This window comes from Rhizobium sp. Root491 (assembly GCF_001427205.1).
GTDB classification, from domain to species: Bacteria; Pseudomonadota; Alphaproteobacteria; order Rhizobiales; family Rhizobiaceae; genus Agrobacterium; species Agrobacterium tumefaciens.
Genome location: NZ_LMFF01000001.1, coordinates 1,096,805 through 1,114,844 on the forward strand (window position 1 = coordinate 1,096,805; position 18,040 = coordinate 1,114,844).

The following is an 18,040-nucleotide window of genomic DNA, read 5'->3' on the forward strand; positions in this document are numbered from 1 at the left end:
CAACCGCTACCACGGCAGCGGTTTTGATATGTTTGGCTCAAACGCTAAAATTTTACTTTTTAGCCGCCCGGGCGTGCAGAAACTCATCGAGAATGACGCAACCGGCACCGATTGTTATGAAAGTGTCTGCCAGATTGAAGACCGCGAACGACCATGTATCGGTGTGAAACAGGATGTAGTCGATGACGTGACCGTAGAAAAAGCGGTCGAGAAGATTGCCGGCCGCTCCAGCAATGATGAAGGCGAAGCCAAGATGGGCAAAAGTCCGATCCGCCGCCGTCTTGCGCCAGAGCCACAGAACGAAGACCACGATGACGAGCCGCATGCTGACGATGAACCAGCCGTGCATGTCCGCCAGCATCGAAAACGCCACACCGAGATTATAGGTGCGGTAAAGCGCCAGGAACGGAATGACCGGCACCATCTCCTGCAACGGCAGATAGGTCTCGACCAGTTGCTTGACGACCTGGTCCAGCACAAGGGCAGCAACGATAAGCGCGAAAGCCGGGCCGAATTTCGAAAACAACGCCGCTTTGGCCATTACTTCACCGGTGCCAGTTCGAGGAGATGTCGCCGCGCCTCGAAAAGCATGACAGCGGTTGCGATGGCGAGATTGAGACTATCGGCACGGCCCTGTTGGGGAATGCGCGCCAGTTGGTCTGCCTTGCCGGCCAGTTCAGGCGGCAGGCCGGATTGTTCGTTGCCCATCAAAAGCACGACGGGCTTTCCGGCGTAATCGATTTTTCGATAGTCCACCGACCCGGCAAGATGGGTGGCAACGACACTGACATTGGCCGATTTTTTCCATGAGAGGAATTCCTCAACCGAGGCGCGGGCAACGGGCGTAGCGAAGACCGAACCCATGGTCGCACGCACCGTTTCCAGCGAAAACGGATCGGTGCAATCGCCGACCAGAATGACACCTGAGGCACCCGCCGCATCCGCCGTGCGGATGATGGTGCCGAGATTGCCGGGATCACGCACCCGATCGAGCGCGATATAGGTCTCGCCTTTTTCCGGACGGATATCTTTCAATGGCTTCCATCTCTGGTCAAAGATGCCAACGACCATTTGCGGATTGTCGCGGCGGGTGATCGAGGCGATGACTTTTTCGCTGACTTCGAGCACCAGCCCGCCGGAAGCGACCGTCTTTACGGCCGCCTGCTCCACCAGCGGCTTGCCCTTGGCCGCCTTGGCGTAAACCAGGGTACGGATGGTCCAGCCCAGTTCGAGCGCGTCGATAACCAGCTTCAGGCCTTCCGCCATGAAGGTGCCGGTCTCTTCCCTGCCCTTTTTCTGGGTAAGCGCCTTGATATCCTTGATGATGGGATTGGCAAGGCTGGTGACTTCCTTGACCTGGCCAACCCGGCGCGTCGTGTTTTCGCGCATGTCGTTCGTCATTTCGGCTCCCAGCGGCTGAACAGCGATGTGGAAAGCACCCGGCCCGGCGTCTTGCCATCAAGCCCGGCCTCGCGAATGACGAGCTCGCCGGATGCAACGACGCCACCGGCGCCGCGCATGATTTCGCGCATCAATTCATGCATCGAATAGAAGCTGGCCCTGATAGAATAGGCCGTCAGCACCAGACCGAGCGCTTTGGGCGACAGGATTTCCCGGCAGATATCGAGCATCAACGGAAGATGGTCGAACAATTGCCAGATTTCACCATGGGTGCCGCGGCCGAATTTCGGCGGGTCGGTGAGAATGATGTCGTAGGTGCTGCCGCGACGCTCCTCGCGCTGGATGAACTTCATCGCGTCTTCGCAAATCCAGCGGATCGGCGCCTGTTCGAGCCCGGCAAGCGCCTGGTTCTCCTTTGCCCAGCCGATCGCTTTCTTGGAGGCGTCGACATGGGTCACTTCAGCGCCTGCAGCAGCGGCGACCAAAGAAGCGACGCCGGTGTAACCAAACAGGTTCAGGACTTTCAGCGGCCGGTCAGCCGTTTCAACGGCATTTTTCAGCCATTCCCAGTGGACAATCTGCTCCGGGAAGACGCCGACATGCCGGAAGGCCGTGAAACGGCCGAGAAATTCGACGCCGAGCAGCGACAGGGGCCAGGTTTCGCCAAGTGCTGCCTTTGGAAAACGCCAACGGCCCATGCCGTCTTCATCCGTGTCGCCGGTAAAAATGGCGTCGGCATTCTGCCATACGCGGTCGGGAACCGACGGCTGCCAGAGAGCCTGTGCCTCGGGACGGACGACGCGATATTCGCCGTATTGTTCAAGCTTCAGGCCATTGCCGCTGTCGATGAGATGAAAATCACCCGCGCCACTCGATTCCAGAATAACCGGAACCTGTTCTGCGGGACGTTCGCCGGTGCGATGCTTGAGGGGCCGCGCAGGCACCTGCTCAACGGCCGGTACTGGGGCTATCTTTTCCCTCGGCGTAGGTTTCGGCGCGCTGCGCACCGCGTCCGGCTCGCGCTTTTTAGGTGCCGCGTCCATTCGCCGTGCCGGCTTTGCGGCATGAACCTGTTTTTTCTCGCTCCCGGCACGCACGCGATTGCCCGGCCGGCTGTCTTTTTTCTTCAATGGAAATCTTTCCGCTTCTGCCCGCGTCTTATCGCGCCAGCAAATAGCATTCCAAGCGTCGCTCGACTAGAGCCGCAACGAATGTCGGCACCATCACTTTGCCGGGAGTTGGCCCGCATTCGGAAGCTGCGCGGCTGTTGCCGCTTTGTGCCGGTTCGCCTCGTCATGCCAGCGAACGGCTTCCTTCGCCTCGATCCGGGCGCGCTTGCGATGCTTGCCCTGCGCAAACCAGGTGGCGGAAGATCCCAGAAGCACACCGAAAATGACGGCCAGAAACAGGAACACGAAAAACGGCGCGGTGAAGGAAAGTACACCATCCTCCGGCCGGAACGGATTGAGCGCGAGCGTCACGGACTGACGATTGGCCACGCACAGGATGACGAGGATAATCGCCAGCGGAAGCAGGATGATGAGGTTGATGATTTTTTTCGACATCCGACATTACTCCATCGCGGCGTGCATTCCCTCGGCTCCGTTTCCGGCGCGGCGGATGAGAACGATCAATCGTCCTCTTCGTCACCCATACCGGGGTTCAGGCGCTCACGCAGTTCCTTGCCCGTCTTGAAGAAAGGCACCCATTTTTCCTCGACGAAAACCGATTCACCCGTGCGCGGGTTCCGACCGGATCGCGAAGGACGGTTCTTCACCGAAAATGCGCCGAAACCACGAAGCTCGACACGATTTCCCGCTGCCAAGGCATCGGTGATTTCATCCAGCACCGCATTGACGATATTTTCCACGTCACGGTGATAAAGGTGCGGGTTACGCGCAGCAACGATCTGCACCAGTTCAGACTTGATCACGGTTGCCCCCTGAAAGAATTGGATTTTTAATGCGGCTCAACCTGCCAAACGGAAACAAGACCGTCAAGAAACAACTTGTCCGCACCGAGCTGACCGGAGCCCGCAAACGGTATTAAATCGTCATATCCCAGAAGCTTCGCTATTTGCGCAACACTGAAAAGCGAAAAAGGCGAACTGGAAGACGGTGCGCGCCATTCCACGATCGGCAGATCCTTGGCAACACCGCGCGTTTCGAAATAGCCGCGAATTTCCTTTTCGCCGCCAAGCGTGTCGACCAGCTTGTTGGCGAGCGCCTGTCTGCCCGTGAAAATCGATCCGTCCGCCAGTTTCAACACATCCTCGCGCGGCAATTCGCGGCGATCGGCCACAAGATCGACGAACCAGCCGTAGCTGTCCATCACCATGGAACGGATCATCGTCTTCGCCTCTTCGGGCGCCTCATGGAACGGCGAAGGCTCCGCCTTCATCGGAGAGGACTTTATTTCCTGCAGCGAGACGCCGAGCTTATCCATCAGCTGGCCGATCTGGGGATATTGAAAGATCACGCCGATCGAGCCGGTGATCGAGGTTTCGCCAGCGACGATGACGTCACCTGCAGATGCGATCATATATCCAGCGGAGGCGGCAAGCGTGCGGACATCGGACACCACCGGCTTCTTTTCCGCAACGCCGCGAATGGCCTTGAAGATGCGCTCGCCGCCATAGGTGGTGCCACCGGGCGATGAAATCGACACGATCAGCCCTTTGACATTGTCGCTCTTGGCAATCTTGTCCAGCCGCTCCAGAAGTTCGGTATTGTCCTGGATCAGCCCGGAGATCTGGACACGGGCAATATGGGGTCTCTCGCTTTGCTGCGGGGTGGCCCATAAAAACCGGTAGAGGCCGAAAATGCCGGCGACAAACAGAAAAACAGCGGCAATCCGCCAGAAAGTCAGCTTGCGGCGCAATCGTCTGCGATCCGCTATCGCCATATTATCCATCGAAAACCCCTGCCTTCCGGCATTTGAAGCGTAATGTAAGCGTCATGGCCATATGGTTCTTCTAGCGCGAAGCCGCAAGGAAACAATAAGGAAACCAGAATTACGATTAAATTCGCATTTCCCTTGCACCTTTCCAGACAAAAACCATATTGGCAGGACAAAGCACTCATGCCAAAGACATCAAGATAAACATATAAGCTTCAGTTGCGCGCCAAAGTGGCGCCCAGGAAGTTTTCCGGACCCACTCTTATGCTCGAAAGACTCCGCCAACCCGCGCCAGCGTTTCCGCTGCCCAATGACCAGAACGGCGCTTACGAGCGCGCGCTGAGGCATTCCGCGCGCGTGAAGCGGCTGAAAATCATTCTGCCGCTCGGTGCGGCGATCATCTCGTTTGCCTTCGTCGCCGTTTCGCTCATTCGCACCTGGGCGCCCGAAGAGGTTTCGCTTGAAAGCGCAAGGATCGAAGACGGCAAGATCGTGATGGAAAAGCCGGCCGTTGCGGGCCGCAACGAGAAGGGGATCGACTACTCCATGAACGCAGACCGTGCGTTGCAGGATATCGCCAACCCCAACCTCATGACGCTCGAAAGGGTTCTGGCTGCTGTGCCTGTGAACGACAGCGTCGCCCAGGTGATCGCCAAGGAAGGCATTTTCGACCGGGCCACCAACACGCTGAAGATGACCGCCCCTTTTGACATCAATCTCAGCAATGGCATACAAGCGAAGTTCCAATCTGCGGATGTCGATCTGAAGGCTGGAAAAATGAGCAGCAAAGAGCCGGTTTCGATCAAAACAAACGACGGCGCCATTGTTGCGCAATCGATTGATATCGCGGATAATGGCAAGACTATTACATTTTCGGGGCAGGTACGCGCACGTATCGCTGCATCCAATATCAAGAATGAAGGCAAGTGAGAGCCCGGTCCAGATGATGCAAATTTCCCGTCCCGTTTCCCTTGGCAAATCCGCAGGCGTTACAGCCGCAGCTTTTGCTTTTTCCTGTCTTGCAACCGTGGCTTTCGCTCAGAACACCACCAGCAACATGACAGGCGTCAAGCTCTCCGGCGACCAGCCGATCGCTATCGAAAGCGATCAGCTCGAGATTCGGGACCAGGAGCGCAAGGCCTATTTCACCGGTAACGTGAAAGTTGTGCAGGGCACCACCACCCTTCAGGCCGGCAAGATGACGGTCAATTACAAGGGTGAAGGTTCCTCGCTCACCAGTGGTGACGCCAACATCGAAAAAATCTTCGTCGACAATAACGTCTACCTGACGTCCGAGACGCAGAAGGCAACGGCCGATCACGGCGAATTCGACATGGCGGCGCAGACCTTCATTCTGACCGGCAAGCAGGTTGTGCTGTCCGAGGGCGCGAATGTTTTCACCGGCTGCAAGCTCACTGTTCTGATGAATTCGGGGCAGGCAAAGCTTGAAAGCTGCGGCGGCCCTGTCCGGATCATGCTCGATCCGAAATCGCAGCAGAAGAAACAGTAGTCTCACCTCGTGAAGATAGCCTCGATCTCAAAAATATTTGGCGGTGGGCGCGACCGACCTGTGGACGCTGCGTCGCAGGCCGACAAGGCTCGCTATGACGGCACCCTGATCGCGCATGGTCTGACGAAGACCTATAATACACGGCGCGTCGTCAACGGCGTCTCGCTGGTCGTGCGCCGTGGTGAAGCCGTGGGGCTGCTTGGCCCGAACGGCGCGGGCAAAACCACCTGTTTCTACATGATCACGGGCCTCGTACCCGTCGATAGCGGCAAGATCGCCATCAACGGCAACGACGTCACCACCATGCCGATGTACAGGCGTGCCCGCCTCGGTGTCGGCTACCTGCCGCAGGAAGCCTCCATTTTCCGTGGACTGACAGTCGAGGAAAACATCCGCGCCGTGCTGGAAGTGCACGAACCTGACAGCGCCAAGCGCAGCCGCAAGCTCGATGAGTTGCTGGAAGAGTTCCACATTGCGCAGCTGCGCAAATCGCCCGCTGTCGCCCTGTCGGGCGGCGAACGTCGCCGTCTGGAAATCGCCCGTGCTCTGGCGACCGACCCGACCTTCATGCTTCTAGACGAACCTTTTGCCGGCGTCGATCCGATCTCCGTCAGCGACATTCAGAACCTTGTCAGACATTTGACCGCGCGCGGGATCGGCGTTCTCATCACCGACCACAATGTCCGCGAAACGCTCGGCCTCATCGACCGCGCCTATATCATCCATGCCGGTGAGGTTCTGACCCATGGCCGTGCAGACGATATCGTCAACAATCCGGATGTGCGCCGGCTCTATCTCGGCAATAATTTTAGCCTTTAAGCTCCCGGGCGCGAAAGATTCTTCATCGCGCCCCGCAGTGACGCTTGACCAAACATAATAAAAAAGCAATTTTTGGGCCAAGTTTCGTTGCCTGCGCAAAATTTATGAAATTTGTGGCGACGAAGAAGCTGTAAGGGGAGTTTCGCGTCCGCCATGGCATTATCTGCCAGCCTTTTGCTGCGTCAAAACCAGTCTCTCGTGATGACACCGCAACTGATGCAGTCCATCCAGCTGCTTCAGATGACGCATTTCGAACTGACTCAGTTCATCGCGCAGGAGGTGGAGCGCAATCCTTTGCTTGAAATTGCGGCAAACGACGGCGATTTGAGCAACGATACCCCTGCTGATGCGGAGAATTTCGGCGATGCCGACAGCGAAGGGTCCGACAAGTCCGCGCCGGTAACGGCCGACAGCGACGACTGGTACGGCGATCGCGCGGCAAATCTCGGCGAACAGCTCGACACCAGCTTCGAAAATGTCTTTCCCGACGATACCGAACCCAGAAAGCCCGACGCACCCGAACTGGCGGGGCAGTGGAAATCCATGCCCGGGCAGGAGTCAGGCGAGAGTTACGATCTCGACGACTTCGTTGCCGCGAAACAGACCCTCAGCGACCATCTCAATCAGCAATTGCCTCTCGCCATATCCTCTGTGGAAGACAGGATGATCGCCGATGCGCTGATCGGCCAGCTCGACGAGACCGGATATATCGCCGTAGATGCCGTCGAAGACGTCGCTGAACGGCTGGGGGCGGCGCCTTCGGCAGTGGAGCGCATTCTGGAGACGCTTCAGGGCTTTGATCCTCCCGGCGTGTTTTCCCGCTCGCTGAGCGAATGTCTGGCGATCCAGCTTGCCCAGAAGGACAGGCTTGATCCGGCAATGCGGGCTTTTATCGACAATCTGGAGCTTCTGGCGAAACGGGATTTCGCTTCTCTAAAAAAACTCTGCGGCGTGGATGAGGAAGACCTTCTCGACATGCTGGCGGAAATCCGCACGCTCAATCCGCGTCCGGGCGCTGGTTACGATTCGACCGTTTCCGAGACAATCGTTCCTGATATCATCATTCGCCCCTCCTCTGCCGGCGGCTGGCTTGTGGAAATCAACCCCGAGACCCTGCCGCGCGTGCTCATCAACCAGACCTATTTCGCAGAGGTTTCAAGGCACAAGTCGCGTGAGGGAGAGGATCAGGATTTCCTTTCCGAATGCATGCAGACGGCCCATTGGCTGACCCGCAGCCTCGACCAGCGCGCCAGAACGATCATGAAGGTGGCGACCGAAATCGTGCGCCAGCAGGACGCCTTTCTCGTCAATGGCGTGGACCACCTGCGCCCGCTGAACCTCAAGACGGTGGCCGACGCCATCAAGATGCACGAATCCACCGTCAGCCGGGTGACGTCGAAAAAATACATGCTGACGCCGCGCGGCCTGTTTGAGCTGAAATATTTCTTCAGTGTTTCCATCAGCTCGGTGGAAGGCGGTGACAGCCATTCGGCAGAAGCCGTGCGTCATCGCATCAAGGCGATGATCGCGCAGGAGGCCGCCGACGCAGTGCTTTCCGATGACGATATCGTCGATAATCTGAAAAAGAGTGGTATCGATCTTGCCCGCCGGACCGTGGCCAAATATCGCGAGGCGATGAACATCCCATCCTCCGTTCAGAGACGGCGCGAGAAGAAGGCCCTGGCCAGACTGTCGGCGTTCTGAGCGGTGGCGCTGGTCACGTTTTCAGGGCTTTCCAGCCGCACCATTGACTCTTGCTACGGCAAGGGCTAGAAGCCCGCCGCACACGTAAGCAAGGTCATTTGTAACGGATTCATCTCCACCGTCCATGGGCGTAAAATTCGAATGGGGGCTTTTAAAGGCCTTCGAAACGCTTGGATGCGCGCGCGGCTTGACGTAAGCTGGTACTCGCAAATCACTACAAAAAGGAAATTTTCCATGAGTGTGCGTGTATCTGGTAAACATATGGAGATCGGCGAATCTTTCCGGCAGCGGATTGAGGACAATATAGGTCTGGCAGTTACCAAATACTTCGATGGGGGGTATTCAGGCCAAGTGACCGTAGAGAAGTCCGGATCGCGTTTTGCAGCCGATTGCAAACTGCATCTCGATACGGGCGTTGTATTGCATGCGGCGGGTCAGGCAAATGATCCGCAAGCGAGTTTCGATGCCGCCGCCGAGCGTATCGAGAAGCGCCTGCGTCGCTACAAACGGAAGCTGAAGGACCATCACCACAATGGTTCCGCGGCGAACGGCGCGATGTCGGAAATCGCCTATACGGTAATGGATGCTGTCCCCGATGAGGACCACGAGGTTCCGGAAGACTACGCACCCACGATCGTTGCGGAAAGTTCGAAACAGATAAAGACGATGTCCGTCGCCAGCGCCGTGATGGCGCTCGACATGACGGACGAACCGGTTCTGCTGTTCCGCAGCCCCGGCAAGGAATATCTCAACATCGTCTACCGACGACATGACGGCAATATTGGCTGGATCGACGCGGAAACGATCAAGAGCTGAACAGTCTGACAAGACATGGGAGGCAGAGCGCGAAAGCGTATCTGCCTCCTGCATCGTCTCGATGGCATGAAGGAAAAAGAGAATGGCGTTGGCAGATTTGCTGCAACAAGATGCGATTATTCCCGCCCTCAAGGTGAATTCCAAAAAGCAATTGCTTCAGGAGCTGGCCGCAAAGGCAGCCAGAATTACCGGAGTCTCGGAACGGGAAGTTTTCGACGTCATCCTCCAGCGTGAGAAACTCGGCTCCACCGGTGTGGGGCACGGCATTGCCATTCCGCATGGCAAGCTGAGCAGCATCCATCAGATCACCGGCGTCTTCGCACGTCTTGAAACACCTGTTGATTTCGAGGCGCTGGATGACCAGCCGGTCGATCTGGTTTTCCTGCTGCTTGCACCCGAAGGCGCCGGCGCGGATCATCTGAAGGCGCTGTCGAGAATTGCCCGAGCTTTGCGCGACCCCGAGCTGGTGGCCAAGCTGCGTGCCACCGATTCCGACACGGCAATTTACGCCTTCCTCAATCAGGAGCAGGCGACCGCTGCCTGATCAAAGGCTGCCGACGGTCCTTTCCATGGACAAAAAACGCGCCCTTGAGGCGCGTTTTTTATTGGAGCATTTCAAACAAAAGCGCGTCCCGGTTTTTATATCCGGACGCGCTTTAGATGAGGGAATGCCTCACGCATCCTTCTCGTTGACGGAGGCGGTGCCCGGCTCGGGCGCTGCGGCGGTCTCCACCTTCGGGCCACCCTTTGAGACGCCAACCATGGCGGGGCGCAGCACCCGGTCACCGATGGTGAAACCGGCCTGAACCACCTGCAGTACCGTGTTGTTCGGAACTGCTGTGTTCGGAATTTCGAACATCGCCTGGTGGAAATTCGGATCGAATTTCTGGCCTTCCGCATCGATCTTTTTGACGCCATGTCGCTCCAGCGTCGAGAGCATCGAGCGCTCCGTCATCTCGACACCTTCGATCAGGCCGTTGAGACCGGCTTCGCCATTGGTCTTGAGTTCGTCAGGAATGGCTTCAAGAGCGCGGCGAAGATTGTCGGAAACGGCAAGCATGTCGCGCGCGAAAGCGGCGAGAGAATAGGCCTTCGCATCCTTGACTTCGCGCTCGGTGCGGCGACGAAGATTGTCCATTTCTGCTGCAAGACGCAGGAACTTGTCGCGCAGATCGGCATTTTCGGCCCTGAGCAGTTCGATCGGATCGGGCTCGGCAGCTTCCGCCGTCTCTTCCCCTGTAAATGCGGGTTCGACAAACTCTTCGGCGACGTCCGCGTCAGGTCCGGGCTTTTTCGTATCGTCGGTCATGACGTTCTCCAGATTTGAATATTGTTGGTTGCGCCCGATATCGAGGTTTGAAGGGCAAAAATCAAGGCTTGCGGCGAAAAGCTTGCCGCATTCTCTAACCTTGCGGGCTTGTCCTATCTCTGCTTTCGGGAAAGGCGGGCCATAATTTGTGCGGTGTAGTCCACCATAGGCACGATACGGGCGTAATTTAGCCTCGTGGGACCGATGACGCCGACGGCACCCACAACGCGATTTTCCTCATCCCGATAAGGTGCCACGATCAGTGACGAGCCTGACAGCGAGAAGAGCTTGTTTTCCGAGCCGATGAAAATCCTGACGCCTGAGCCACTTTCCGCAAGGTTGAGTATCTCGATGAGATTTTCCTTACGTTCCAGATCGTCGAACAGCAGGCGCACACGATCGATATCTTCCTCACCGGCCAGACCTTCCAGCAGGTTGGAGCGTCCGCGGACGATGAGGCGGCCGAGCTTGCCCTCTTCATTGTCGCCCGCCCATATGGCGAGACCACGTTCAATGAGGTCCTGCGCGAGCGTGCCGAGTTCCGACTGCAATTCGGCACGCTGCGTCTGAAACTGGCCCCGCAGTTCTTGCAGCGTCTGCCCGGAAAGATGGGCATTGATGAAATTTGCCGCCTCTGTCAATTGCGATGACGAAATGCCGACCGGCAATTCGATGATACGGTTTTCGACCTGATTGTGGTCCCCTACCAGCACGGCAAGCGCCTTGGTGGGCTCCAGCCGGATGAATTCAACATGCTTGAGAATGACGTCGCTCTTGGCCGTCAGCACCAGGCCGGCACCGCGCGACATGCCTGAAAGCATGCGGCTTGCCTCCGTCAGCAACCCTTCCAGCGATTGCTCGTGGCCGGCGACCGGACCGATCTGGCGGTCGATACTGGCTCTCTCATCGGCGGGCAGATCGCCCACCTGCATGAATGCGTCCACGAAGAAGCGCAGCCCCGTCTGGGTGGGCAGGCGACCGGCGCTGATATGCGGCGAATAGATGAGACCCAGTTCCTCGAGGTCGCTCATGACGTTGCGAACGGAGGCCGGTGAAAGCGACATCGGCAACAGCCGCGACAGGCTGCGCGACCCCAAGGGTTCGCCGGTGTCGAGATAGCCTTCGACGATGCGCCGGAAAATCTCCCGCGACCGTTCATCCAGCAACGATGCCTGATCTTTTGAAAGCGGTGCGGAAAAGCCCATATCATCCGTTCTTTATCGTCAAAACTCTGTCCGTACCAATATAATGCGTTGCACCGCTGCGGCAAAATGGAAATTGGCTTTGCAAAACCCCGGGGCGCGCCTTAGAAGGCAGGAACCAACATGGAGAGTGGATCATATGCGGCCTTCAGGCAGAAAAACCGATCAGATGCGCAAGGTTTCCTTCGAGCGCAATTTCTCGAAACATGCCGAAGGTTCCTGTCTGGTCAAATTCGGTGATACGCATGTGCTCGTCACCGCAAGCCTTGAGGAAAAGACGCCGCCGTGGCTGCGCAACAGCGGCAAGGGCTGGGTCACCGCCGAATACGGCATGCTGCCGCGTTCCACCCATGAGCGGATGAAACGCGAGGCCTCAGCCGGCAAGCAGGGCGGACGCACGCAGGAAATCCAGCGCCTTATCGGCCGCTCGCTGCGCGCAGTGGTCGACCTCCAGGCGCTTGGCGAGCGCCAGATCAGCATTGACTGCGACGTCATTCAGGCCGATGGCGGCACGCGCACGGCTTCCATCACCGGCGCATGGATCGCCCTGCATGATTGCCTGAAGTGGATGGAAACCCGCAACATGATCAAGGTCGAGAAGGTCCTGAAAGACCATATCGCCGCGATCTCCTGCGGCATCTTTGCAAAACAGCCGGTCATCGATCTCGATTATCTCGAGGATTCCTCCGCCGAGACCGATGCGAATTTCGTCATCACCGGCTCCGGCGGCATCGTCGAAGTGCAGGGAACCGCGGAAGGTGCCCCCTTCTCCGAAGAGGAATTCCTGACGCTGCTCGGTCTTGCAAAGGCCGGATGCAGCGAACTGGTGGCCCTTCAGAAGCAGGCAATCGCCTGAGCCGACAGGAAAACGTCATGCGCAAGCTCGATACCAGAACGATCGTTGTCGCCAGCCACAACAAGGGCAAGATCGCCGAAATCGCCGACCTGATCGGGCCTTTCGGCTTTTCAGCCAAATCGGCTGCGGAGCTGAACTTCGTGGAGCCGGACGAGACAGGCACCACCTTTGAGGAAAATGCTGCCATCAAGGCGCTTGCGTCTGCGAAGGCGTCCGGCCTGCCGGCTCTGTCTGACGATTCCGGTCTGGTGATCGATGCGCTGGATGGCGCGCCGGGCGTTTACACCGCCAATTGGGCGGAAACCGCTGACGGTACGCGCGACTTCGCCATGGCCATGCAGAAGGTCGAGGATGCGCTTGCCGAACGCGGTGCAACGAAGCCGGAAGACCGCACGGGCCGCTTCGTCAGCGTGCTGTGCCTTGCCTGGCCGGACGGGCATGTCGAATATTTTCGCGGCGAGGTGGAAGGCACGGTGGCGTGGCCCCCGCGCGGAACGAGCGGTTTCGGCTATGACCCGATCTTCAAACCGGAAGGTTACGACACCACATTCGGTGAAATGACCGCAGACGAAAAACACGGCTGGAAGCACGGCGATGCGTTTGCGCTCTCCCACCGTGCCCGCGCGTTCAAAAAATTCGTCGAAACCTGTCTGGAGGCATGAACCCGATGACCGGGGAGCACCAACTTTCTGCCCCCGGCGCGTCGCTTCTGCCGGATACGGGCGATCCCGGTTTCGGGATCTATCTGCACTGGCCCTTCTGTGCGGCCAAATGCCCCTATTGCGATTTCAACAGCCATGTCCGCCACCGCCCGGTGGATCAGGAACGGTTCACTGCGGCGTTCCTCAGCGAAATGGCAAAGATGCGGGCGCTCAGCGGTCCGCGTGTCGTTACCAGCATTTTCATGGGCGGCGGCACACCTTCGCTGATGGACCCGCAGACCGTAGGCGCGCTTCTTGATGGCGTTTCGCGCTTCTGGCATGTGCCTGATGGTATCGAGATCACCATGGAGGCCAATCCTTCAAGCGTCGAGGCGGAGCGGTTTCGCGGTTACCGGGCAGCCGGCGTCAATCGCGTCTCGCTCGGCGTCCAGGCGCTGAACGACCGGGACCTGAAGTTCCTTGGCCGTCTGCATGATGTTGCCGATGCGCTTAAAGCCATCCGTCTGGCGCGGGAGATTTTTCCGCGCATGTCCTTCGATCTGATTTACGCCCGCCCGAACCAGACGGTGGCCGAATGGGACGCTGAGCTGAAGGAAGCCGTCTCCTACGCCGTCGACCATCTGTCGCTCTATCAGCTCACTATCGAGGAAGGCACGCCGTTTTACGGGCTGCACAAGGCTGGCAAGCTGATCGTACCGGATGGCGAGCATTCGGCGGTGCTTTATGAAGCGACGCAAGAAATCACCGAGCGTTACGGCATGCCGGCGTACGAGGTTTCCAATCACGCCCGCCCCGGTGCGGAAAGCCGCCATAACCTGACCTATTGGCGTTATGGCGATTATGCCGGTATTGGACCCGGTGCGCATGGACGCCTGACCAATGGCGCCTCCAAGCTCGCCACCGTCACCGAGCGCCATCCCGAAACCTGGCTCGAGACCGTCGAGCGTGAAGGCCACGGCATGGTCGATCAGGAGCTTCTCGGCGTCGACGAACAGGCAGACGAATTGCTGCTGATGGGTCTTCGCCTGCGCGAAGGCATTGATCTTGCTCGCTGGAGCGATCTCTCCGGCCGCGAACTCGACCCGGAGAAAGAGGAATTCCTCCTGCAACACGGCTTCGTGGAACGGATCGGCAATTCCCGCCTACGCTGCACCCCTTCCGGCATGCTTATTCTGGATGCCGTGGTCGCCGATCTCGCCTGCTGACCGGTAGCCTGCCTGGTCCTGAGCCAATCAACAACCGAGAAACCAATAAAAAAGCGGCCCGAAGGCCGCTTTTTTCATGCGTTGTTTTCGTTGATCAGGCGCTTCAGCAGCTCAACCTCGTGGCCGAGCTTGGTGTCGCCGGAAATCAGATCCTCGATCTTGCGCACCGCGTGAAGAACCGTGGTGTGGTCGCGACCGCCGAAACGGCGACCGATCTCGGGAAATGAGCGCGGTGTCAGCATCTTTGCCAGATACATGGCGATCTGGCGCGGCTTGACGATGACGCGGGTGCGACGGTTGGAAACCAGCTCCTGCCGCGACACATTATAATGCCTGGCGACGATGCGCTGAATATCCTCGATACGGACGCGCTTGGCCTCCCCACTGCCGACGAGGTGCGACAGCAGCTCATCGACACGGTCAACCGAGAGGTTCGGCTCGAAAGAGCGTCTGAACATCAGCTGGTTGAAGGCGCCTTCAAGCTCGCGTCCGCTCGCCGTCACGCTTTTGGCCACGTGGGTCAGGATTTCGTCCGAAATCTCGAAAGACGGATCGTCCTGACGCGCAGAACCCATGCGACGGTTGAGCATTTCGTAGCGCATGTCGTAATCGGGACCTTCGATCTCGATAGCCATGCCACCCTGAAGGCGCGAACGGACACGCGGATCAAGCGATTCCAGCTCCCACGGCGCGCGGTCAGCGGCCACGACTACCTGCTTGGCGCTGTCGAGCAGCATGTTCAACAGGTGGCAGAATTCGTGCTGGATCATCTTGCCCTGCAGGAACTGCATGTCGTCGATGACAAGAAGGTCGATATTTCGCAGGGTGTCCTTCAGCGTCAGCGCATCATTGTCGCGGATCGCGGTCGCAAAACGCCACATAAAATATTCGGCCGTCAGATAGACCACACGCGGGTTGCGCGGACTGTCGATGGCGGCATTGGCAATTGCCTGCAGAAGGTGTGTCTTGCCAAGCCCGACACCCGCATGAATGAACAGCGGATTGAAGCGCACAGCACCGGCACCCGCTTCAGCGATCGTCTTTGCCGCCGCAAGCGCGACGCGGTTGGACGAGCCCTCGACAAAAGTGTCAAAGGTGAAACGTGTATCGAGCGGCGAACCGAACAGCGGCCCGGAGCTACCCTGCCGCAGCGTCGCCTGCGCCGCCGCAGGCTGTGCAGAAGGTGCTGTCGCGGGCTGCGACGGAATGAAGGACTTGTTGCGCGCAACAGCGCCCATGTCCTGAACGGGCTGCACCCGTTCCTCGACCTGCGCGGGGCGGGCCGGGCGGCTGGCGGAGCGGACAAGAATTTCCACCTTCAGCACGTCCGGATCCTCGCTTTGGACGAGACTGGTGATCAGATCCATATAACGGTTGTTGATCCAGGACTTCAGAAAGGTCGTCGGAACGGTAAAACGGACGACGCTTTTCGAAACGGTGTGGAGTTTGAGCCGTGCAAACCAGCTTGCATAGACCTCGGGACCAACCTGTGCCTTCAGCCGCGCGCTAAAACGTTCAAACAGCGCATCGTGCTTCATTGCCGATTTATCCCCTGCCGCTTCTGAGCAAGCTGCATCACGAGCCTGTGGTGCGCGGTCCCCATCGGCCACCGCACCCATCGCCAAATTCAATTGCATATTGCCGCCTTTCAAATTGCCAATCATAGCCTGACGATCAAAAAAACGATCGCCAGAGATCCCCCTCGTATTATTTCCCGCCTCCAGCACTCCCCTCGAAAGAGCGTCAAAGACTACTACTTGTTTGCGAGCCGGTTATCCCATTTCCCTCCCCTTCATGGAGAGGCCTGCGACACGCTAAAAACGCTCCTTTCGCTACAACTGTAAGGCGCATTCTTAAGGACAAAAAGCTCCAGCCCGTTCCGAGACCGAAACGGCACAAAAAGCTCAATGACCTGAGAAAACGGACCTCGAAAGGCCCGCCAGCAAGAAGGTGAATATCGTCGATACGATCATCGAGATAATCTGTGGACTGAGATCCGCACCCCTTGTTGAAATGCATTTAGGCAGGATCGTGGGGAGAGATCAATGGCGTTTTTTCTGCAAAAACTCAGATCGACCATTGACTCGCAATGGTCGTTTTGCATCACCGGCAAGGTCCGAAGCAGAATCGCTTATGAATCAATGAGATTCAATTTTGGCATTTTTCGATAGCCCGTTTTGGCAAAAAAATAAAAATCTTCTTGACTCAAAACTGGCTGCGACTTCCGTAGAGAAAGCTTCCCATTTTTCGGGAGACCTCCGGCAATCCATTGTTTTTATTCAGTTTTTCTTGTCGCTCATCTGACACGCGTTTGTCACGTTACGGCAGGAATGATTAACGTAGGGTTAGAATCACAAAAAGCCCGGTCAAAAGACCAGGCTTTTTGAATAGTTAATTGTGATTAGCCGGATTAGGCGGAAAGAGCCTTAACGCGCTGGGCAAGACGCGACACCTTACGGGATGCCGTGTTGCCATGCAGAACGCCACGCGTCGCTGCGCGCTGGATCTCAGGCTGAGCTGCCTTCAGAGCTTCGGTGGCTACTGCCAGATCGCCCGAAGCGATAGCTTCCTCGACCTTGCGGATGAAGCCGCGAACGCGCGAACGGCGAGCCTTGTTGACTGCGGTACGGCGAGCGATCTTGCGGGTCGCCTTTTTCGCCGAAGTTGTATTGGCCATGTATGCCTCTCTTCGAATTCAAACCAAATTCCGCAACCAGAGGATCGGGTCGTTCGAAGACCTCACTTAACCCAAGAATGCGGGAGTAATTTCGGACAAGCCGGATGGCTTTCCTTAACCGTGGGCGGGCATATACCGCTAAAGCGTACGCCCGTCAACACGCAAATGGCGGAAAACGCCGATATTCCGAATCCTTAGCGATTCCGGAAAGCGGGTTTGCGCTTTTCAACGAAGGCCGCCATGCCCTCCTTCTGATCCGCTGTTGCAAAGAGCGACTGAAAGGATCGCCTTTCATATCTCAGCCCTTCCGAAAGAGGAACCTCGAAGGAGCGATTGACGCTTTCCTTGGCCATGAGAACGGAAGCGCGAGACAGCGAGGCGATGCGCGTGGCGGCATCCACCGCCTCATCCATGAGATTTGCCGCGGGGACGATCCGCGAAACGAGGCCGGCGCGCTCTGCCTCGGCCGCATCCATCATGCGGCCGGTCAGAACCAGATCCATCGCCTTCGCCTTGCCCACCGCCCGCGTCAGCCGCTGCGAGCCGCCCATGCCGGGAATGACGCCAAGCGTGATTTCCGGCTGGCCGAATTTCGCCGTGTCCGAAGCGATGATGAAATCGCACATCATTGCCAGCTCACACCCGCCGCCCAGCGCAAAGCCGGAGACTGCGGCAATGACCGGCTTGCGGGTCGATGCGACCTCGTCCCAGCCGCCGAGAAAGTCGCCGACATAGGCATCGACAAAATCCAGCCCCTGCATTTCCTTGATGTCCGCGCCGGCGGCAAATGCCTTTTCCGACCCCGTTATAATGATCGCACCGATGGAGTCGTCGGCAGAGAACGAGGAGAGAATGTGCCGCAGTTCCTTCAGAAGCACCGAATTGAGGGCGTTGAGCGCCTTGGGCCGGTTGAGCGTGATGACGCCCACCTCGTCGCGCTTCTCGACCAGTATCGTTTCATAATCCACGGCAGTCTCCCTC

The 18,040-nt window shown here is 57.9% G+C and carries 20 protein-coding genes; 9 read left to right on the forward strand and 11 right to left on the reverse strand.

Annotated features, from left to right (window positions below; all coding sequences use genetic code 11):
- Nucleotides 1–52: 52 nt before the first annotated feature.
- From lspA to sppA, 6 genes are all read right to left on the reverse strand, one after another.
- Entirely contained in the window at nt 53–541 is a 489-nt protein-coding gene (lspA, locus tag ASD46_RS05420; protein ID WP_003514769.1) for a signal peptidase II, read from the reverse strand.
- Nucleotides 541–1,401, reverse strand: coding sequence for a TrmH family RNA methyltransferase (locus ASD46_RS05425; RefSeq protein ID WP_003514768.1), 861 nt, complete (start codon nt 1,399–1,401; stop codon nt 541–543). Before ASD46_RS05425 ends, lspA begins: the two co-directional genes overlap by 1 nt.
- Entirely contained in the window at nt 1,398–2,531 is a 1,134-nt protein-coding gene (locus ASD46_RS05430; RefSeq protein WP_035197723.1) for a class I SAM-dependent methyltransferase, read from the reverse strand. The genes ASD46_RS05425 and ASD46_RS05430 overlap by 4 nt, the downstream gene beginning before the upstream one ends.
- A 93-nt stretch (nt 2,532–2,624) precedes the next feature.
- Nucleotides 2,625–2,966 (reverse strand): LapA family protein, encoded by a 342-nt coding sequence (locus ASD46_RS05435; RefSeq protein WP_003514766.1) that lies wholly within the window; start codon nt 2,964–2,966, stop codon nt 2,625–2,627.
- 65 nt (nt 2,967–3,031) lie between these two features.
- Nucleotides 3,032–3,358 (reverse strand): integration host factor subunit beta, encoded by a 327-nt coding sequence (locus tag ASD46_RS05440; RefSeq protein WP_219256707.1) that lies wholly within the window; start codon nt 3,356–3,358, stop codon nt 3,032–3,034.
- Between the two features lie 2 nt (nt 3,359–3,360).
- Nucleotides 3,361–4,314, reverse strand: coding sequence for a signal peptide peptidase SppA (gene sppA / locus ASD46_RS05445; protein WP_060641868.1), 954 nt, complete (start codon nt 4,312–4,314; stop codon nt 3,361–3,363).
- A gap of 249 nt (nt 4,315–4,563) precedes the next feature.
- Here sppA and lptC point away from each other — a divergent pair, with 249 nt between their 5' ends.
- The 6 genes from lptC to ptsN all read left to right on the forward strand — a co-directional run bounded on the left by lptC (nt 4,564) and on the right by ptsN (nt 9,692).
- Complete coding sequence (lptC, locus tag ASD46_RS05450; RefSeq protein WP_003514764.1) at nt 4,564–5,229, forward strand: LPS export ABC transporter periplasmic protein LptC; 666 nt, start codon at nt 4,564–4,566, stop codon at nt 5,227–5,229.
- A gap of 13 nt (nt 5,230–5,242) precedes the next feature.
- Complete coding sequence (locus tag ASD46_RS05455) at nt 5,243–5,809, forward strand: LptA/OstA family protein (RefSeq protein ID WP_003514763.1); 567 nt, start codon at nt 5,243–5,245, stop codon at nt 5,807–5,809.
- Between the two features lie 9 nt (nt 5,810–5,818).
- Entirely contained in the window at nt 5,819–6,628 is an 810-nt protein-coding gene (lptB, locus tag ASD46_RS05460; RefSeq protein ID WP_003514762.1) for an LPS export ABC transporter ATP-binding protein, read from the forward strand.
- A gap of 153 nt (nt 6,629–6,781) precedes the next feature.
- Entirely contained in the window at nt 6,782–8,332 is a 1,551-nt protein-coding gene (rpoN, locus tag ASD46_RS05465) for an RNA polymerase factor sigma-54 (RefSeq protein WP_025592254.1), read from the forward strand.
- A gap of 234 nt (nt 8,333–8,566) precedes the next feature.
- A complete protein-coding gene (hpf, locus tag ASD46_RS05470; RefSeq protein ID WP_003514759.1) occupies nt 8,567–9,148 on the forward strand; it encodes a ribosome hibernation-promoting factor, HPF/YfiA family in 582 nt (193 codons plus the stop codon).
- A gap of 82 nt (nt 9,149–9,230) precedes the next feature.
- Nucleotides 9,231–9,692, forward strand: a complete 462-nt coding sequence (ptsN, locus tag ASD46_RS05475) for a PTS IIA-like nitrogen regulatory protein PtsN (RefSeq protein WP_003493488.1) — start codon at nt 9,231–9,233, stop codon at nt 9,690–9,692.
- Between the two features lie 129 nt (nt 9,693–9,821).
- Here ptsN and grpE read toward each other — a convergent pair whose 3' ends face one another.
- Both grpE and hrcA read right to left on the reverse strand, forming a co-directional pair.
- Nucleotides 9,822–10,457 (reverse strand): nucleotide exchange factor GrpE, encoded by a 636-nt coding sequence (gene grpE, locus ASD46_RS05480; RefSeq protein ID WP_003514756.1) that lies wholly within the window; start codon nt 10,455–10,457, stop codon nt 9,822–9,824.
- A 113-nt stretch (nt 10,458–10,570) separates the two neighbouring features.
- Nucleotides 10,571–11,662 (reverse strand): heat-inducible transcriptional repressor HrcA, encoded by a 1,092-nt coding sequence (gene hrcA, locus ASD46_RS05485; RefSeq protein ID WP_003514754.1) that lies wholly within the window; start codon nt 11,660–11,662, stop codon nt 10,571–10,573.
- A gap of 136 nt (nt 11,663–11,798) precedes the next feature.
- Here hrcA and rph point away from each other — a divergent pair, with 136 nt between their 5' ends.
- The 3 genes from rph to hemW are packed head-to-tail and all read left to right on the forward strand — an operon-like array spanning nt 11,799 to nt 14,382.
- Nucleotides 11,799–12,515 (forward strand): ribonuclease PH, encoded by a 717-nt coding sequence (gene rph, locus ASD46_RS05490; RefSeq protein ID WP_003514752.1) that lies wholly within the window; start codon nt 11,799–11,801, stop codon nt 12,513–12,515.
- Nucleotides 12,516–12,532: 17 nt separating this feature from the next.
- Nucleotides 12,533–13,177: an RdgB/HAM1 family non-canonical purine NTP pyrophosphatase gene (gene rdgB, locus ASD46_RS05495; protein WP_003514751.1), complete on the forward strand. Its 645-nt coding sequence runs from the start codon at nt 12,533–12,535 to the stop codon at nt 13,175–13,177.
- Nucleotides 13,178–13,182: 5 nt separating this feature from the next.
- Nucleotides 13,183–14,382 (forward strand): radical SAM family heme chaperone HemW, encoded by a 1,200-nt coding sequence (hemW, locus tag ASD46_RS05500; RefSeq protein ID WP_003514749.1) that lies wholly within the window; start codon nt 13,183–13,185, stop codon nt 14,380–14,382.
- Between the two features lie 74 nt (nt 14,383–14,456).
- Here hemW and dnaA read toward each other — a convergent pair whose 3' ends face one another.
- From dnaA to ASD46_RS05515, 3 genes are all read right to left on the reverse strand, one after another.
- Complete coding sequence (gene dnaA, locus ASD46_RS05505) at nt 14,457–15,920, reverse strand: chromosomal replication initiator protein DnaA (RefSeq protein WP_003514748.1); 1,464 nt, start codon at nt 15,918–15,920, stop codon at nt 14,457–14,459.
- Nucleotides 15,921–16,792: 872 nt separating this feature from the next.
- Nucleotides 16,793–17,059 carry a 30S ribosomal protein S20 gene (gene rpsT / locus ASD46_RS05510; RefSeq protein ID WP_003493474.1) on the reverse strand — a complete coding sequence of 89 codons (267 nt, stop codon included), beginning with the start codon at nt 17,057–17,059 and terminating at the stop codon, nt 16,793–16,795.
- A 194-nt stretch (nt 17,060–17,253) separates the two neighbouring features.
- On the reverse strand, nt 17,254–18,027 hold the full coding sequence (locus ASD46_RS05515) for an enoyl-CoA hydratase (protein WP_003514743.1): 774 nt from the start codon (nt 18,025–18,027) through the stop codon (nt 17,254–17,256).
- Nucleotides 18,028–18,040: the final 13 nt, after the last annotated feature.

Coding starts and splice junctions, on each gene's coding strand:
- lspA (WP_003514769.1), bottom strand. CDS start 541: ATGGCCAAAGCGGCGTTGTTTTCGAAATTCGGCCCGGCTTTCGCGCTT.
- ASD46_RS05425 (WP_003514768.1), bottom strand. CDS start 1,401: ATGACGAACGACATGCGCGAAAACACGACGCGCCGGGTTGGCCAGGTC.
- ASD46_RS05435 (WP_003514766.1), bottom strand. CDS start 2,966: ATGTCGAAAAAAATCATCAACCTCATCATCCTGCTTCCGCTGGCGATT.
- sppA (WP_060641868.1), bottom strand. CDS start 4,314: ATGGATAATATGGCGATAGCGGATCGCAGACGATTGCGCCGCAAGCTG.
- lptC (WP_003514764.1), top strand. CDS start 4,564: ATGCTCGAAAGACTCCGCCAACCCGCGCCAGCGTTTCCGCTGCCCAAT.
- ASD46_RS05455 (WP_003514763.1), top strand. CDS start 5,243: ATGATGCAAATTTCCCGTCCCGTTTCCCTTGGCAAATCCGCAGGCGTT.
- rpoN (WP_025592254.1), top strand. CDS start 6,782: ATGGCATTATCTGCCAGCCTTTTGCTGCGTCAAAACCAGTCTCTCGTG.
- hpf (WP_003514759.1), top strand. CDS start 8,567: ATGAGTGTGCGTGTATCTGGTAAACATATGGAGATCGGCGAATCTTTC.
- ptsN (WP_003493488.1), top strand. CDS start 9,231: ATGGCGTTGGCAGATTTGCTGCAACAAGATGCGATTATTCCCGCCCTC.
- grpE (WP_003514756.1), bottom strand. CDS start 10,457: ATGACCGACGATACGAAAAAGCCCGGACCTGACGCGGACGTCGCCGAA.
- hrcA (WP_003514754.1), bottom strand. CDS start 11,662: ATGGGCTTTTCCGCACCGCTTTCAAAAGATCAGGCATCGTTGCTGGAT.
- rph (WP_003514752.1), top strand. CDS start 11,799: ATGCGGCCTTCAGGCAGAAAAACCGATCAGATGCGCAAGGTTTCCTTC.
- rdgB (WP_003514751.1), top strand. CDS start 12,533: ATGCGCAAGCTCGATACCAGAACGATCGTTGTCGCCAGCCACAACAAG.
- hemW (WP_003514749.1), top strand. CDS start 13,183: ATGACCGGGGAGCACCAACTTTCTGCCCCCGGCGCGTCGCTTCTGCCG.
- dnaA (WP_003514748.1), bottom strand. CDS start 15,920: ATGAAGCACGATGCGCTGTTTGAACGTTTTAGCGCGCGGCTGAAGGCA.
- rpsT (WP_003493474.1), bottom strand. CDS start 17,059: ATGGCCAATACAACTTCGGCGAAAAAGGCGACCCGCAAGATCGCTCGC.